Below are 14,702 nucleotides of genomic sequence, written 5' to 3' on the forward strand. Positions count from 1 at the left end.
ACCTTTCCTATTTTGTGAACGCAGCAGAAGCGTAACCGACAACAGCCGAATAATCTCCTGTAACGTCACCGCTTGTTTTATAGCAAAGAATTTGACCTTTTTTGGCGCCGAAAAGTTTGGCTGCAGTAATAAGAGCCACAACTGGACCATAACCGCAGGCAGTTATGTGATAACGTTCAATAGTTGAATAAAACTCTTTTTCATCCAGCTTTTCTAAGGCACTAAGCGCTTTCCTATCTTTCTTTTCCGCTAACTCGTGGGGCTCATAATGTGTCATGTCTGTAGAGGCGATTATTACAGCGTTTTTTCCATCCAAAGCCTCTGCGACAGCTTGACCCACTTCACGGCTTGACTCAAAATCTTGCATCAGAAAACTTACGGGTACGAACGTGAAAGCTGAGCCGTAAAGATACTGTAGAAAAGGAAGCTGAACTTCAATAGAATGCTCAAAAACATGCGCCAACTCGTCTACATCAATAATTCCTGATTTGCGCAAAATCTGGTCTGCAGTTTCTTTGTCGATTTGTACGTCACCTAAGGGTGTTCGCCAAACTCCTTCCTTCATAACCGCTAACCCGCTACCTTGCCCAGTGTGATTTGGACCAAAAATCACGATGACATGTGGCTTACCGTCAGCAGCCAAACAGGAGTATGAATGGGCAGCCACTGGACCTGAGTACATATAACCAGCGTGAGGACAAATTAAGCCAACAACATTTCTTGAGCCCTTTTGCACAATTGGAATCTTCCCAGGGCCCAGTTTGTGGGTGAAGCAGTTTTCTATCTGTTTTTTTAATGCTTCTGGAATGCCAGCGTAGAAACTTCCCGCTTGGCATGATCTCCTTATTTTCACTGACGTACCCTCAGTTGGCTATTCAACTCGTGATATTCTTGCTTCAAAATCGTCAATGGACAACTCCAAGTCTTTGTCAAGCGCCAATTCTCCTTTCTCACGAAGCACTTGCCTCGCCAGCATCCAATAAATGACTGCTAAAGCTCTTCGACCCTTGTTGTTCGTTGGAATCACAAAGTCTACGCCAGAAAATTCGTTATCAGTGCTACACAATGCGATGACTGGAATGCCCATAATCCCTGCTTCTTTCACAGCTTGCAAATCAGCTTTCGGGTCAGAAACAATAATGACTGCTGGTTCGATGTGTTTTGGATAAAAAGGATTTGAGAACAGCCCGGGAACAAATCTTCCTGCAATAGATGTTGCCTTTGTTACTTCACAGAACTTCGTTGCTGGATAACGTGCATAAAGTCGAGCTGCAACAACAGCGATTTTTGCTGGTTCAAATCTTGAAAGGAATTTCGCTGCGATGCGTATACGTTCATCTGTTTTCTTAACATCCAGCACGAACAAACCGTCAGGTCTTACACGGTAGATAAATTGATCCATGTCTTTCGTTTTCATACGTGTGCCTATGTGGATGCCTGCGGAGAGTAGCGTATCACGTGGTAATAAGAGTTCTTCTTCAGTTGCCACTGCTAATTCTTCATCACTTTTTTCCTGTAAATTCGTCTTCTCGATATTCCCGGCATTCTCAGTTTTTTCATTTTCTTCTTTTTCTGACAGCAATATTTTCCTCCTTTAACGGAATTTTAGCCATTCTCGCTCTTTTTCCAAGCGTGTCTTCTATCCTGATAAGTTCGTTAATTTTTGCGATTCGAGCTCCTTCAATCACGCCCGTCTTAATAATGGGACAGTGAAAAGCTACCGCCAAATGAGCAATCTCCGCATTCACAGTGTCGCCTGACCTATGCGATACTACCGGCGCGTATAGTGCTTCTCTAGCCGTTTTTGCGGCTTCCCAAGCGTCGGTAAGTGTTCCTATTTGATTGGGCTTTATTATTATCGAGTTAGCAGCGGCTTTTTTGATTCCATGTTTTAGTCGTTTAACATTTGTAACAAACAAGTCGTCGCCACAAATGAGGCAGTTGCTGGCTGTTTTTGTTAGCCACGCAAAATTTTCAAAATCCTCCTCGTGAAATGGGTCTTCCACGTAAATTAGGTTGTATTTTTCGATCAATTCCAAAACATATTCCACCTGCTCTTCGGGTGTTCTTTTGGTTTTTTCATGAGAATAAATGTAGCATTTCTTTTTGGAGTTCCAAAGAGTTGAAGCAGCAACATCTACTCCTACTCTACATTCGAATCCAAGCTGCTTTGAAACCTCTTCACATGCTTGCATCATGAGCTCTAGAGCTTCGTAGTTATTTACGTCGGCAATCCAAGCGCCTTCATCGCTTCTTCCACTTGTAAACGTTTTCTTGGTTTTTCTAAGAATTTCACCCACTTTTCTATGGAACGCCACGTTTGCCTTTGCAGCATCCCAAAAAGACTTTGCATAGATGGGTAAAACCAAAAATTCTTGTATATCAGGAGCTCTACCATGGGCGTGTTTACCTCCGCTTAAAACATTTCCTAGAGGAAATGGGAGTTCATAAGCAAGGTGACCTCCAAGATATTCATATAATAGCACATCATAAGAGTCGGATGTTGCTTTTGCGGCACACAAAGAGATAGCGTACGCAGTGTTTCCTCCTATCTTTTTGAAGTATCCCGTTCCGTCGATTTCGTGAAGAAGATAGTCTATTTCTTCTTGTTCATTTGCATCCATGCCAACTAATTTAGGTGCAATTGATTTTTCAACGATCTCTACTGCGGTCTCTACACCGCCTTCTGGATAATACACAACTTCAGCCAAGCCTTTGCTCGCTCCCGCTGGCGCGGCTGCTCTTCCAAAACCAGACTCAGTTTCTATGTCCACTTCTATTGTTTCGTCTCCACGACTATTGAAAATTCTGCGCGCCACAACTTCCTTTATTTGACTGGACAAGCCTAGGCATCTCCCCCCTTTACGGTGGTCTCATCTGTCTTTTTTTTCCAGTGTCATAAAACTTAATGATTTCATCGATAATTTCTACATGAGAAAGAAGCATTCTTCGGCAACAATAACGCGTTACGCCGAGGTCATCTAAGACTTTGCCTGCATCTTCCCCTTCTTTTACTCGTCTAGCGAAGTCTTCCCATTTGTCGCCTATTACTTTGCCGCATGTGAAACAGCGAACAGGAACAATCATTTTTCAGTCCATCCTTTTTTTATCTGTAGCTTTTCTGGCGTTTAGCACGTGCACCTGGGCCTCCAAATTTTTTAGATTCCTTTCGTCGAGGGTCACCTGCAAGCATGGTTCTGTCATATTCGGTGAAGACCGACTGCAAATGTTTGCTTTTTGTCCACTTTAATAGTCCTCTAGCCATCGCCATTCTCACAGCTTCTGCCTGTCCTATGAAACCACCACCAGAGACTTTTATGTTTATGTCCATCTGATTCCTGAGTTCATCACCAACTTGAAGAAGAGTTTCCGTAATTTTCAATCGAGCGATCTGCGGCTCAAAGATCTCTAGGGGAACATTGTTTATTCGAATTCTCCCTCTGCCTGCTCTTATTGTAGCTCTAGCTATAGCGGTTTTTCGTTTTCCACTAATTGTTACTATTTTCTTTGAACTTGGCATTTTACTCGCCTACCGGGATCCACCCAATTTCTTCAACCAGCTTGCCCACAGTAATGTAGGGGCATTTTAGCTTCTCAGCTCTTGCCTCCGATATTATTTCCAACTGATGGTCTTTAAACTCTTTAGGCACCCCGATGAAAACACGTAGCCTTTTATATGCTTCTATACCTTTTGGCTTTTTTCGAGGTAGCATTCCTCGAATTGCTCGTTTCACAAATCGGTCAGGACGTTTAGGAAAATATGGACCTTTTCGAGGATGCCCAATTTCCAACTTCTGTTTCGTCTCTTTTACTCTACTGAGTCTTTTCCCAGATATGACTGCTTTTTCCGCGTTTAGTATTATGACGCTTTCACCTTGAAGAAGGCGTTTTGCAACTACAGTTGCCATTCGGCCCAATATCAAATTGTCCGCGTCAACAATTGTTACCAGTTTGCTTTGAGGTTTCATATTTTTTACCCAACAATTCTTACGTTCGAGCCCTTAGGATTTTTCTTCACCAATTCGGGAAACGTCAAACACTTTCCCTTTGCCTTTTTTATTTTTTCTCTAGCTGTAGCTGAAAATGCGAAAGCGGCAACTGTTATAGGATGAGAAAGAGTTCCAGCTCCAAGAACTTTGCCAGCTACCGCCACTACTTGGCCTTTCTTGGTGTGCCGATTTATGCGGCTCAAATTCACGGACACGCGTCTGCTTCTTGTCTTGGACACAGCATTGGCTATGCTGTTCCATATTCGTGCATCATTTTCTTTCGCTGCTTTCTTCAAAAAGCGAATGAGACTTAGTTGTTGTGGGTTGTCAGGCTGTCCTTTTTTCATCTTTCTTCACTGTTAATTGGTTTAAAAAATCCTTCAATTTTCCTTCCAGAATATTAAATGCTTCTCGCAGGGTTCTTTCCGTCGAAAGGGCGCCTGTTGATTCGATGCCGAAAACAAAGGAGGTTTCGTCCCAAGTTACTTCTATTGCTTTAGGTTTTTTTGGGCAAGCATCTACACAGTCCTGACATATAGTGCAGTTTTCAATGTTTCGAATCTCAATCTTGTTTCCTGCTTTTATAAGGATATTTTTTGGACAAACCTTTATGCAGTCACTACACAAGTTGCAAAGTTTAGTGTCTATTGTAATGATTGGCACATACTTGTAAGCACACATAGAAACGGGCTGCCATCTCGCATGATCTTTACCTTTTCCCAACCGCGCGTAGGCTTCTAGTCTTATTTTTTGTCCTGGCGCTAACTTGGCTATGGGAATTTTGTTGCTCACGGGAACTATAGATGGATTTTCTGACTTGAAGTCACCGGAATACACGTTTATGATATGGTCTTCTGCTTCTGCTTCCAGCACTAAGGACGCGCGGCAGAGGTTGCATCCAAACTCGCTTTTGCATGTACAGTTTTCAGGCAAGTTGTAGGTGTCTAAATCTGTTTTCAATGGGATTAGTCCAATTCGGTGGGCTAGAAATTCGTCTTGAAGTGGGGAGGAGTTTTCGATGATAACTACGTCGTCCATGGCCATGGTAGGTACTTCGGAGAGTATTATTCTTCGCAACGTGTTCATGAAAGCCGTGTTAGTTCCTTCAATAAGCAAACGCAAAGAAACGTCGTTCTTCTCTAAGATTTGAATTTTCACGAGTTTTACGTTCCTTCCATAGCCATATTAGCCAACATTTTTAACACTGCAAAACACACGGTATTACACTCTTCGACCTCTTCGACCACCTTTTCTTCGAGTGCCGTCGTGAGGAATGGGCGTAACTTCTTCAATGCGACCTATGCGGAACCCAGCTCTTGCTAAAGCTCTTATTGCTGCTTGTGCTCCTGGGCCTGGGGTTCTGGCGCTTGAGCCGCCAGGTGCTCTTACTTTTATGTGTATGGCTGTTATGCCTTTTTCTTTTGCAGTTGAAGCGGCTGCACTTGCAGCGCGCATGGCGGCGTATGGTGAAGATTCTAGGCGATCTGCTTTTACGAACATGCCGCCACTGGTTCTTGAAATTGTTTCTGCTCCTGAGATGTCTGTTACGTGTATGATAGTGTTGTTGTATGAGCTGTAGATGTGAACGACGCCCCATTTTTCGGTTTTCTTACTCATGCTGCAGTCTGCTCCTCTTTATCGTCTATTTTTTGGTTTCGGTTTGAGGCGTACTGACTAGATTTTGACGCAATGGATGATTTGGGTTTTCTATAGTACTGGTGGGTGCATAAGTGATGTGAGCTTCTTCATCTCTTAGCACTAAGTAGCTTGGTGACGTTACTTTTTTTCCGTCAATAGCTATGTGACCGTGTGTTATAAGCTGACGAGCTTGATATACTGATTTGGTTAAGCCGTTCTGAAAAACAAGAGATTGTAGTCTTCTTTCAAGAATGTCTTCGATTGCTAGATCTAGCACATCGTCTAGGGCGGCAGTTTCTGGAAGTATTCCAAGTCTATCCAGTCTGTTGAGAAGTTGTTCCTTCAATTTTTGTCCTTCTTTCTCAGGCATGCCTAATATGGAACGTGCTATGCCTCGGAACTTTGATAGCGCTGTCTTGTGGCGCCACAATTCCCTTTTGTTTCGCAGTCCATACTGACCAAGCAGCTTAAGTTCTGCCTGCAATATGTCAATTCGCCATGGAAACCTAGGAGTTTCATATTTCTTTCGCTGCTTTTTTGGATCACCCATTACCTCTTAGCCCCCATAGGCCTCTGTTTCTTTTTGACGCCTATAGCCTTTCCTTTCCTTCCAGTGGTTTTAGTCCGCTGACCACGCACTTTAAGCCCGTAGGAGTGGCGGTAGCCTTTCCACGATTTTGTGGCTTTTAGAAGATTTATATCTGTTTTTGTTTGAAGAACAAGGTCGGAGCCCGTGAGATGTAAATTTTTTCCAGTTTCTAAGTCTTTTTGGCGGTTAAAAAGCCATTCTGGCAAATCGTACTTAGTTGGATTTTCTATTATATCTTCTAGTTTTTCTAGGTCTTGGTCTGAGAGAAATCCGAGGCGGATTTCTGGGTTTATTTCGCCTTTTTTTACTATGGTGTTTGCCATGCTGATTCCTATTCCTTTTATTTTGGAGATGGCTCGGGCTACTTTTAGGGTGCCATCTAGGTCTGTTTCTACTATTCGGGTGATGTGGCGGAATTCTTTTGACATTTTAAGTCTCCAGCGTTTTGAAGCTAACTACCGAAAGTGATACGCAATTTATATAAACTTTCCTTAGGTTAAACCCCCAACTCAACATATTTATGTAAGGCGGTGCCATGGCGTGCCCCGTTACTTATTTCCTATGGGAGCTTCAGAACAAAATGTTGGTAAGTGTCAACTGGGAGGATCCAGCGCTCAGACGGTGGCTAGGCACCATGGCAAGGGAGGGAACCAGATACATTTACCGAACAGCCTTCAAAGCCTATGCACAGTTCACAGACATGTCTGCCTCAGCATTGATCGATGAGGCTTTGGCAGACATCAAGAGAGATCTTAGAGAGAAACAAGATGTTGTTTTGACGCGTTTAGTGTATTTCTATTATTGGCTCAAGGAGGCGTATCCATGGAAGAGCAGGAGAAGAGGAAAGTTTTATATGGATGGATAATCCAACCAATCTTCCATGAAATCACTAACAACTCGCCGCCTTGCACTACTCACCATACTATCCACCCTATGCATAAGTATTCAACTAATGCCCCGCCCCCCAAATGTCGAATTCACTTCTTTGCTTGTCTTTATCGTCGGTGTTTTTTTCGGCACATTTATAGGTAGTGCACTAGGCACCACTGTGATGTTCATAAACGGATTTTTATCTCCTTGGGGATTTGCCGGGCTGATGTTGCCTTTCCAGATAACTGGAATGATTATCATAGGCATTGTAGGTGGACTTTATGGACGGACAAAGAAAGGCACGTACACTCTAAGTTCGTGCGGTGAGACGGCAGCTTTAGGTGCTTTCCTTACGCTTGTTTATGACGTAATTACAAATTTTGGCGTTGCCGTATCTAATATTGTGCTTGGAATGCCAATATTACCGGCGTTTATAAGTGCAATTGTTTTCGGGGCTCCTTTTTCGTTAATCCATGTTGTATCAAACTTCCTTGTCTTTTCACTAGCTTTCTTTCCGCTAACAAAAGCTTTACAGAAATTCTTCGGAGGTGAAAACATTTGGAAAAAAGCTTCTTTACCTATGTAATTCTCGGCGTGGTCGTCTGGGCAGTTTTGGGAACCGTCGTCGCTGGCTATTATTTCGTCCAATATCACACATATCAAAATGAATATAACAATCTAATTAATCAGATTGCTGCATACAACAGTGTAGTCGACAATCTAGCCAGCCAGTTTACTTCTTCATACAACGATTTAGCCGATCAACTCGATGCGTACAACAACCTAACCAACAATCTAGCTGATCAACTTGACGCTTATATTAGAGATATTTCAACCGTGTTGGAAGGTATCTCTCTTAAAGCTAACGTTCTTCTAAGCTATGGTAACGAAACGAAAGTTTGGCATAACAACACTGTGCTTCCGTTAGGCTCAACCGCATTCACAGCCATATACTCAATAGCAGATAACATAAACTATACAGACTATGGAGGAGAGCTTGGAATACTAGTGACATCAATAAATGGTGTAGCCAACAATTCTACGCATGGATGGTTCTACTGGTACTGGGACTCTGGAAGCTTAGAATGGATACTTCCAAATTACTCATGTGCAAAACACATACTTCACAGAGGAGACACGATCGCCTTTACTTATGCTAGCTATATGGAATGGCCGCCACAACCACCTACCTAGACTGGTGTGTGGCTGTTTTAACGGCGTTGTAGCCTAGTTTAAAAGCCTTCAGGTTTATGTCTAGATATTTGGCTGGCACCAATTCATGCAATGCCCCTTTCAAAGCCTCAACGTTCATCGGTAGTTTCTCAGTAACTGCCAACGCTCCTATCATCACCACATTCTGAGTTATTAGGGCACCTACCTGTTCCGCCAAAGTTACAGCGTCAATTAAAATGATGTTTTCCGTAAAGCCTCTGATTTGTTCAAGAACTTCTCCGACCTTTGGATATTCAGCTCCGCTAATTTTGAAAGGATTAGTATTCACAAGAACTATTGTTTTTTGTGAGGCAAATTTGATGTTTCGAAGAGCCTCCATGGGTTCGAAGCCAACGATTACGTCTGCTGTACCTTCTAAAACAGTAGGTGCAAGTGCCTTTTCGCCGATCCGTACATGAGAAACCACAGCTCCACCTCGTTGAGCCATGCCATGAAGCTCACTTACACGCACATTGCAGCCTTTTTTGACTGCAGCAGTTCCTAAAATTTCTGCTGCCAAAAGTATGCCTTGTCCACCAACACCAGCTAAAATGATATTGAATTCTTCCAAAGTATAGCCCTCCTCTAATGTGCTTCCATGCTTTCTATAGCGTCATAAGGGCAGACTGAAGCGCACAATCCACATGCTACGCAAAGGAATTCGTTAATACTAGCTCTTTCTTCTTCAACGGTTAAGGCTGGACAACCTAACAGCTTAATGCAAGCCATGCAATTTGTGCATTTCTCGGTAATCTTGCAAACCATGATTTCTGCACTTTTGCGTCTTCTTTCTCTAGCTACCATTAAGGCGCATGGCGCTCGAAAAACTATGACTGAAGGCCCGGGATATTGCAGAGCCTCCTTTAAAGTTGCTTCGGATTCTTTAATTTTGAAGGGGTCAACCACTTTTACATTTTTTACACCGCACCCTTCAGCAACCTTTTCAATACGTATTTTCTCTGTTGGGCTACGCATACCAGTTATACCAGTTCCTGGATGTGGTTGATGTCCAGTCATCGCTGTTGACAGGTTATCTAAAATAACTACAACAATCTTGTGATTGTTATAAACAGCATTAATAAGTCCTGGGATTCCCGCATGGAAAAATGTAGAGTCTCCAATTATCGCGATGGTTTTTGCGTTTGTTACCCTACGTATTCCTTGGGCAGTGCCTATGCTGGCGCCCATGCATATCATTATGTCTCCAATATTTGAGGGTGGAGCAATTCCTAAAGCATAACAACCTATGTCGGTTGTATAGATTGCTTCTTCTCCTGCAGCTTTTTTTATTACGTAGAAGGATGCTCTATGCGGACATCCAGCACACAATATTGGCGGTCTTAGTGGCAAATCTCTGGCAACTTCAGTGTATCTTTCATCAATTTTGTTAAAGTTTATTGGCGATTTTCTGCCAGTTATCTTGGCTAAACCTGTTGTGACAGTGCGTATTGAAAACTCGCCTTCCCTTGGAAAATATATCCTATTCATTTTTCCAAATATTTCGACCTTCGGCGCACAGTCCTTGGCTATAGCCTTGATCTGCATTTCCAAGTAAGGTTCAAGCTCTTCAACGACAATTATTTTTTCATGCTTTTTCAGAAATTCTCCAATCACTTTTTCTGGAAGCGGATGTATCATGCCAAGCTTTAGGACGCTAACATCTATGCCTAACAAATCTGCCGCTTCAACTGTGTAGTTATAAGCTGAGCTTGAAGAAATTATGCCGAATTTTCTATCTCTCCCTTCAAGTACAACTCTGTTGTAGAGAGACATATTACTGATTCCTTTAGCCATTCCCAGCGTTTTCAAAAGTACTCCGTGTTTGGGTCTGGAATTGGCTGGAACCATTACTAAACGTTTTACATCTTTAATGAATTTTCCCTTTAAGTTAGGTTTCGTAAGTCTGCCATATACTACAGATCCACGCGTGTGGCTTGTGCGAGTTGTGGTTCTTAACAGTACTGGTAATTCTAGTTTTTCAGAGATTTCAATTGCTGAAATTGTCATGTCTTTTGCTTCCTGAGGGTTGGACGGTTCTAGGCATGGCAGATTTGAAAATAGTGCATAGAAGCGGTTATCTTGTTCGTTTTGAGAACTATAGCATTCTGGGTCATCGGCAGTAACTATAACAAAGCCACCCCTTACACCAGCATAAGCCAAGGTCATAACTAGATCCGAAGCCACATTTAGCCCAACGTGCTTCATAGCGGTAAGGGCTCTGACTCCACAGTTTGCCGCGCCAGCAGCAACCTCCACCGCAACGATTTCATTGGTGGAATATTCCATATACAAGCCGGCTTGAGCAGCAATTGCTGAGATAGAGTCACCTATCTCAGATGCTGGTGTGCCTGGATATGTCGTGACAATGCCTATGCCCGCTTCTAAAATCCCTCTAGCAATGGCCTCGTTACCAAGCAAAAGCACATGTTTTCCAGGGCTGTCTTCTAACAGCACACTCAGATCAACCAAGAAACTTCTCCTCTGCTTTATAGAAAGCATTCATAGTCTTATCGCTTCACTTATAACTTTCTCTAAGAAGCCTAGACAAAGTTAAATGAAGAAAGTCACGACCGAAAGAGATATTAAAACAGATATAGATAACAGCGGAACCAACGAGGTTTGAAAAATGTCCATAAAATTATGTTCAGGTAAAGAAATACCCATAGAGATGCACAAGGCGAGAATGGTGCAGAAAATTTGGTTGATACCAGTGGAACACCGGCTTAAAGCTATAGAGGAGGCGGGCTACAACACGTTCCAGCTCAAAACCAAGGACATATTTCTTGATATGTTAACTGATAGCGGCACAAATGCTATGAGCGACAACCAATTCGCTGCCATGATAAAAACCGACGATGCTTATGCAGGTAGTATGACTTTTTATGAATTCGCCGATGCAGTGAAAGACGTTTTGGGGTATAAGTATGTAATGAATGTTCATCAAGGAAGAGCAGCAGAACACTTGATATCGAAAGTTTTTGCTAAACAAGGGGGCATTATACCTACAAATTATCATTTTACTACCACTAAGGTGCATATCGAACTGACTGGAGGGTCAACATGCTTAGAAATCTACGCTGATGAAGCACTAAAAACAGAGAGCACTCACCCGTTCAAGGGTAACATGGACCCACAAAAGTTGAGAGACACTATTAAAAAACATGGTAGGGAAAAAATACCTTTCGTTCGTATGGAAGCAACAACTAACTTGCTTGGTGGACAACCGTTCTCTATGAAAAATCTCAAAGAGATCAAACAGATTTGCAGTGAATACCGCATTCCTCTGGTACTTGATGGAAGTCTACTTTGCGAAAACGCATATCTTATAAAACAACGAGAAAAGGAGTGTGAAAGCAATACGGTTGCAGAGATAGTCAAAGAGATGTGTGGTATAGCGGATTTATTCTACATGAGTGGAAGGAAAAATACATGCGTTAGAGGCGGTTGTATAGCGACAAACAATGAGGAACTCTTTGAAAAGATAAAGCCGTGGCTTCCAGTGTATGAAGGTTTCTTCACATATGGGGGAATGTCCCAGAGAGAAGTTGGCGCTATGGCTGTCGGGATGCGAGAAATGGTAGACTTTGATCTTGCAGGTTGTGCAGTAGAGCAGATAAAATATTTTGTAAAGAGACTTCGTAAAACAGGAATTCCGGTGGTCACACCGCCAGGTGGATTAGCTTGTCATTTAGACGCGATGAAGTTTCTACCTCATATTCCTCAATCCGAGTATCCTGCGGGAGCTTTGACAGCTGCCCTTTACATAGCCTCTGGGGTAAGGAGCATGGAAAGAGGTACTATTTCAATGGAAAGAGACCAGGAAGGAAATGAAGTCTTTTCTGATTTGGAACTGACAAGGATTGCACTTCCAAGGAGAGTTTACACAATATCGCAAATTGAATATGCTGTTGACAGAATAAATTGGCTATATAGCCACCGAGATGTAATAAAAGGGTTAAAATTTGTATATGAACCACCAGTGCTCAGGTTCTTCATCGGAAAGTTGGAAGCCATCGACAATTGGGGAAGAGACCTCTGCGAAGCATTCAAGAGTGAATTGGGTGACTATTGACCTCTTCATAAGTTGCGCGCGCATTACTGGGGATGATGGAAAAGCATGGAGAATCCTATAAAACGCTAACGCGCGCAATTCGATAGTTCCAGCGTGGACATGTGTTTACAAAAAAAGAAAAAATGTGATTAATGAGTGTAGTCTTGGTTATGTGAAGGTTGTTCCACTTTTTGGTTCTGCTTGTTGCACTTGTATTGTTTTTATCCACTCTTTTTGCATTGTGAATTGCTTTTGCTCTCCATCGACGCTAGCATAGTTATAGTTTACATTTAGGTTTAGGATTATCCTCATTTGCAGTGTATTACCGGCCTTAACTGCTCCAGGTTTGAATTCAAAGATTATTTGCCTATCGCATCCATCTGTAATATCCAAGGTTTTATTACAAAGCATGTAGCCCGTTGCATTAGTAATCTGGAATCTTAGTCTTAATGTGACATTTAGGTTGTGGAATTCGGTGTATCTGAATCTATTTTCAGAGGTTATTCTTTCTCTATGAACATATCCTTTCCCTTCAAATGGAGAGTTACCAAAATTTCGTATGCTATATGCTTTTGCTTCCCAAGAATACTCTGCACCTGATAAGGGTGATGATATGACAGGATCGGTTTGGTAGGTCAATGAGAGAACGGTAGCATCGTATCTGAAAAGGGACCATATCAATAAAGAAGATATCAAAATTACCAATGTAATGGAAATTGTTGTCACAATTTTCTTATTCATTAACTCTCACTCCAGTATTCGCATGCATCAGTCTTAAGAGAGCCTTCATAATCTAGTGCAGCCATTAGTAGTAAGGTCAAGGTCAAAGTCTTCAGTATGACTGTTAGGAAGATGTTTTTCCTCATTTTCAAAGTGTTTCACCAAAATAAACTTGGAAACGGCTTCTTTTAAGGGAATCGTTTCGAAAAAACTCGAATATTGCCATAGAATAGTTCTAGAAACCTCGAACTCTATTGTTACAGTTCATTTTACAACGCGCGCTTTTTTTCTTCGCGCAAATTTACAGGACTTGAGAGTTTTTCTGCAAGTATGTAGAATGGATAAATACTGCAAAACGCTAATGTGCGTGCTTATCCATTGAAAGTGGAAATAGAAGTTTCTTGCATAATTCTCTTGCGGGTTTTGTTAAGTTATTCAGGAAGCGTAAGTAGAATCCCTCAAAAGTGTGGGGAGTTTGTCCAAAAGTGCGGGAGTTGGGATTTGAACCCTCCACGATGTGGAGATATCACTCAATCTCCTCCTTTTTTTCTGCGTACGTGCAGGCGCGTGCAGGGAACTATTAAATACTCTGATTCACCATCAATAGCGTCTAAATTAGATGGAGAAAGAAGGTGTAAACAAGATGCCAACATGGATTTGCACTGAATGTAAGACTGAATATACAGGTAGATGCCGACAGGCGACATGTCCAAACTGTGGAGCGCCCAAGGAAAAGCACACCAAGAAGGCATAGCATTGCTATGGTGTTTTGAATGTTAGATCATACAATTGCGCACTTTGAAATTCCTGCCGACGATGTAGAGAAACTGCGGAAATTCTACTCAAAACTGTTCGGATGGAAGATTGAGAAGATGCAGGGCTTTACAGAGTATTGGAACATTGAAACGATTCCTGTTGATGACAAGGGCATGCTATTACGACCAGGAGTAAATGGGGGAATGATGAAAAAGCAGAATCCAGAACATAAGCCAGTAACCTACATCGCAGTCGAGTCTGTAGACGAGTACAGCAAGAAGATAGAGGAATTAGGTGGAAAAATCACAGTACCAAAGCAAGAGATCCCTGGAATAGGCTGGTGGGCCTTCGCCCTAGATCCCGAGGGAAACCAATTCGGTATTTTCCAGAGCAAATAGACCATCAACTTCAATGCCCCCCTTTTTGCGCGCGCGCATTTGAGTATGTTACTGAGCAGGATGGACTAAAATTCTTCGGGAAGCGAATATAGAGTCGCCGGTATGTCTGTGGCGCCGCCGGTAGGACTCGAACCAGCGACCAGTGGAGATATCTCCCGAAAACCATAGTTTAAGTTGGTATACGTGTGCATGTGCTTTGGAATTAGCGAAGTTGAACAGCTTTGCTGGAGTTTTTTGATGGGGCAGCGGCGTACCCGTGTTGCTCAGAGGAAGGTGACGAATCACGGTTAGGCTGCTTAAATGTCCTTGTCCCCAAAAAAAATTGGGACAAAGACAATTGAACAGAGGACGAAGTAATTTCTCTTTCAAGCGTGTGTACTTGTACCATTTTTTTCTAGTACAGGTACATTTATTTCAGTTTCCTCTTAATGGAATTTTTCTTTAAGCTGCTAGTTACTCAGAAAAAGCTTATTTTGGTT

20 protein-coding genes are annotated in these 14,702 nt (G+C 42.3%); 5 read left to right on the forward strand and 15 right to left on the reverse strand.

Annotated features, from left to right (window positions below; translation table 11 throughout):
* Window positions 1–7 precede the first annotated feature (7 nt).
* From amrB to OEX01_03555, 11 genes are all read right to left on the reverse strand, one after another.
* The gene (gene amrB / locus OEX01_03505) at window positions 8–853 is read right to left on the reverse strand and encodes an AmmeMemoRadiSam system protein B (protein MDH5448052.1); all 846 of its coding nucleotides are present in this window, start codon (window positions 851–853) and stop codon (window positions 8–10) included.
* An 18-nt stretch (window positions 854–871) separates the two neighbouring features.
* The gene (gene rpsB / locus OEX01_03510; protein MDH5448053.1) at window positions 872–1,582 is read right to left on the reverse strand and encodes a 30S ribosomal protein S2; all 711 of its coding nucleotides are present in this window, start codon (window positions 1,580–1,582) and stop codon (window positions 872–874) included.
* Window positions 1,557–2,843: a hypothetical protein gene (locus OEX01_03515; protein MDH5448054.1), complete on the reverse strand. Its 1,287-nt coding sequence runs from the start codon at window positions 2,841–2,843 to the stop codon at window positions 1,557–1,559. The genes rpsB and OEX01_03515 overlap by 26 nt, the downstream gene beginning before the upstream one ends.
* A gap of 19 nt (window positions 2,844–2,862) precedes the next feature.
* On the reverse strand, window positions 2,863–3,087 hold the full coding sequence (locus tag OEX01_03520; GenBank protein ID MDH5448055.1) for a DNA-directed RNA polymerase subunit N: 225 nt from the start codon (window positions 3,085–3,087) through the stop codon (window positions 2,863–2,865).
* Between the two features lie 19 nt (window positions 3,088–3,106).
* Window positions 3,107–3,520 (reverse strand): 30S ribosomal protein S9, encoded by a 414-nt coding sequence (locus OEX01_03525; GenBank protein MDH5448056.1) that lies wholly within the window; start codon window positions 3,518–3,520, stop codon window positions 3,107–3,109.
* A 1-nt stretch (window position 3,521) separates the two neighbouring features.
* The gene (locus OEX01_03530; protein ID MDH5448057.1) at window positions 3,522–3,968 is read right to left on the reverse strand and encodes a 50S ribosomal protein L13; all 447 of its coding nucleotides are present in this window, start codon (window positions 3,966–3,968) and stop codon (window positions 3,522–3,524) included.
* Window positions 3,969–3,973: 5 nt separating this feature from the next.
* The gene (locus OEX01_03535) at window positions 3,974–4,336 is read right to left on the reverse strand and encodes a 50S ribosomal protein L18e (protein MDH5448058.1); all 363 of its coding nucleotides are present in this window, start codon (window positions 4,334–4,336) and stop codon (window positions 3,974–3,976) included.
* Entirely contained in the window at window positions 4,317–5,147 is an 831-nt protein-coding gene (locus OEX01_03540) for a DNA-directed RNA polymerase subunit D (protein MDH5448059.1), read from the reverse strand. The genes OEX01_03535 and OEX01_03540 overlap by 20 nt, the downstream gene beginning before the upstream one ends.
* A gap of 63 nt (window positions 5,148–5,210) precedes the next feature.
* Window positions 5,211–5,606 carry a 30S ribosomal protein S11 gene (locus OEX01_03545; protein MDH5448060.1) on the reverse strand — a complete coding sequence of 132 codons (396 nt, stop codon included), beginning with the start codon at window positions 5,604–5,606 and terminating at the stop codon, window positions 5,211–5,213.
* 25 nt (window positions 5,607–5,631) lie between these two features.
* Complete coding sequence (locus tag OEX01_03550; GenBank protein MDH5448061.1) at window positions 5,632–6,177, reverse strand: 30S ribosomal protein S4; 546 nt, start codon at window positions 6,175–6,177, stop codon at window positions 5,632–5,634.
* Complete coding sequence (locus OEX01_03555) at window positions 6,177–6,644, reverse strand: 30S ribosomal protein S13 (protein ID MDH5448062.1); 468 nt, start codon at window positions 6,642–6,644, stop codon at window positions 6,177–6,179. Before OEX01_03555 ends, OEX01_03550 begins: the two co-directional genes overlap by 1 nt.
* 107 nt (window positions 6,645–6,751) lie before the next feature.
* On the opposite strand from OEX01_03555, the gene OEX01_03560 reads away from it, so the two are divergent.
* The 3 genes from OEX01_03560 to OEX01_03570 are packed head-to-tail and all read left to right on the forward strand — an operon-like array spanning window position 6,752 to window position 8,280.
* The gene (locus OEX01_03560) at window positions 6,752–7,081 is read left to right on the forward strand and encodes a hypothetical protein (protein ID MDH5448063.1); all 330 of its coding nucleotides are present in this window, start codon (window positions 6,752–6,754) and stop codon (window positions 7,079–7,081) included.
* Window positions 7,082–7,096: 15 nt separating this feature from the next.
* Entirely contained in the window at window positions 7,097–7,672 is a 576-nt protein-coding gene (locus OEX01_03565; protein MDH5448064.1) for a hypothetical protein, read from the forward strand.
* On the forward strand, window positions 7,645–8,280 hold the full coding sequence (locus OEX01_03570; GenBank protein MDH5448065.1) for a DUF4430 domain-containing protein: 636 nt from the start codon (window positions 7,645–7,647) through the stop codon (window positions 8,278–8,280). Before OEX01_03565 ends, OEX01_03570 begins: the two co-directional genes overlap by 28 nt.
* Here OEX01_03570 and OEX01_03575 read toward each other — a convergent pair.
* Window positions 8,273–8,869: an indolepyruvate oxidoreductase subunit beta gene (locus OEX01_03575; GenBank protein ID MDH5448066.1), complete on the reverse strand. Its 597-nt coding sequence runs from the start codon at window positions 8,867–8,869 to the stop codon at window positions 8,273–8,275. The genes OEX01_03570 and OEX01_03575 overlap by 8 nt on opposite strands.
* Window positions 8,870–8,883: 14 nt before the next feature.
* Complete coding sequence (iorA, locus tag OEX01_03580; protein MDH5448067.1) at window positions 8,884–10,767, reverse strand: indolepyruvate ferredoxin oxidoreductase subunit alpha; 1,884 nt, start codon at window positions 10,765–10,767, stop codon at window positions 8,884–8,886.
* Window positions 10,768–10,924: 157 nt separating this feature from the next.
* Between iorA and OEX01_03585 the strand changes: the two genes are divergently transcribed.
* Window positions 10,925–12,370, forward strand: a complete 1,446-nt coding sequence (locus OEX01_03585) for a tryptophanase (GenBank protein MDH5448068.1) — start codon at window positions 10,925–10,927, stop codon at window positions 12,368–12,370.
* A 147-nt stretch (window positions 12,371–12,517) separates the two neighbouring features.
* Here the strand turns inward: OEX01_03585 and OEX01_03590 are convergent, their stop codons facing one another.
* The gene (locus OEX01_03590) at window positions 12,518–13,090 is read right to left on the reverse strand and encodes a hypothetical protein (GenBank protein ID MDH5448069.1); all 573 of its coding nucleotides are present in this window, start codon (window positions 13,088–13,090) and stop codon (window positions 12,518–12,520) included.
* Window positions 13,090–13,221 (reverse strand): hypothetical protein, encoded by a 132-nt coding sequence (locus tag OEX01_03595; protein MDH5448070.1) that lies wholly within the window; start codon window positions 13,219–13,221, stop codon window positions 13,090–13,092. The genes OEX01_03590 and OEX01_03595 overlap by 1 nt, the downstream gene beginning before the upstream one ends.
* 621 nt (window positions 13,222–13,842) lie before the next feature.
* Here OEX01_03595 and OEX01_03600 point away from each other — a divergent pair.
* Window positions 13,843–14,223 carry a VOC family protein gene (locus tag OEX01_03600; protein MDH5448071.1) on the forward strand — a complete coding sequence of 127 codons (381 nt, stop codon included), beginning with the start codon at window positions 13,843–13,845 and terminating at the stop codon, window positions 14,221–14,223.
* Window positions 14,224–14,702 lie beyond the last annotated feature (479 nt).

It is taken from the genome of Candidatus Bathyarchaeota archaeon (assembly GCA_029882535.1).
Taxonomy (GTDB): Archaea; Thermoproteota; Bathyarchaeia; order Bathyarchaeales; family SOJC01; genus JAOUKM01.

Coding starts and splice junctions, on each gene's coding strand:
- OEX01_03520 (MDH5448055.1), bottom strand. CDS start 3,087: ATGATTGTTCCTGTTCGCTGTTTCACATGCGGCAAAGTAATAGGCGAC.
- OEX01_03525 (MDH5448056.1), bottom strand. CDS start 3,520: ATGCCAAGTTCAAAGAAAATAGTAACAATTAGTGGAAAACGAAAAACC.
- OEX01_03530 (MDH5448057.1), bottom strand. CDS start 3,968: ATGAAACCTCAAAGCAAACTGGTAACAATTGTTGACGCGGACAATTTG.
- OEX01_03535 (MDH5448058.1), bottom strand. CDS start 4,336: ATGAAAAAAGGACAGCCTGACAACCCACAACAACTAAGTCTCATTCGC.
- OEX01_03545 (MDH5448060.1), bottom strand. CDS start 5,606: ATGAGTAAGAAAACCGAAAAATGGGGCGTCGTTCACATCTACAGCTCA.
- OEX01_03550 (MDH5448061.1), bottom strand. CDS start 6,177: ATGGGTGATCCAAAAAAGCAGCGAAAGAAATATGAAACTCCTAGGTTT.
- OEX01_03555 (MDH5448062.1), bottom strand. CDS start 6,644: ATGTCAAAAGAATTCCGCCACATCACCCGAATAGTAGAAACAGACCTA.
- OEX01_03560 (MDH5448063.1), top strand. CDS start 6,752: ATGGCGTGCCCCGTTACTTATTTCCTATGGGAGCTTCAGAACAAAATG.
- OEX01_03565 (MDH5448064.1), top strand. CDS start 7,097: ATGAAATCACTAACAACTCGCCGCCTTGCACTACTCACCATACTATCC.
- OEX01_03585 (MDH5448068.1), top strand. CDS start 10,925: ATGTCCATAAAATTATGTTCAGGTAAAGAAATACCCATAGAGATGCAC.
- OEX01_03590 (MDH5448069.1), bottom strand. CDS start 13,090: ATGAATAAGAAAATTGTGACAACAATTTCCATTACATTGGTAATTTTG.
- OEX01_03600 (MDH5448071.1), top strand. CDS start 13,843: ATGTTAGATCATACAATTGCGCACTTTGAAATTCCTGCCGACGATGTA.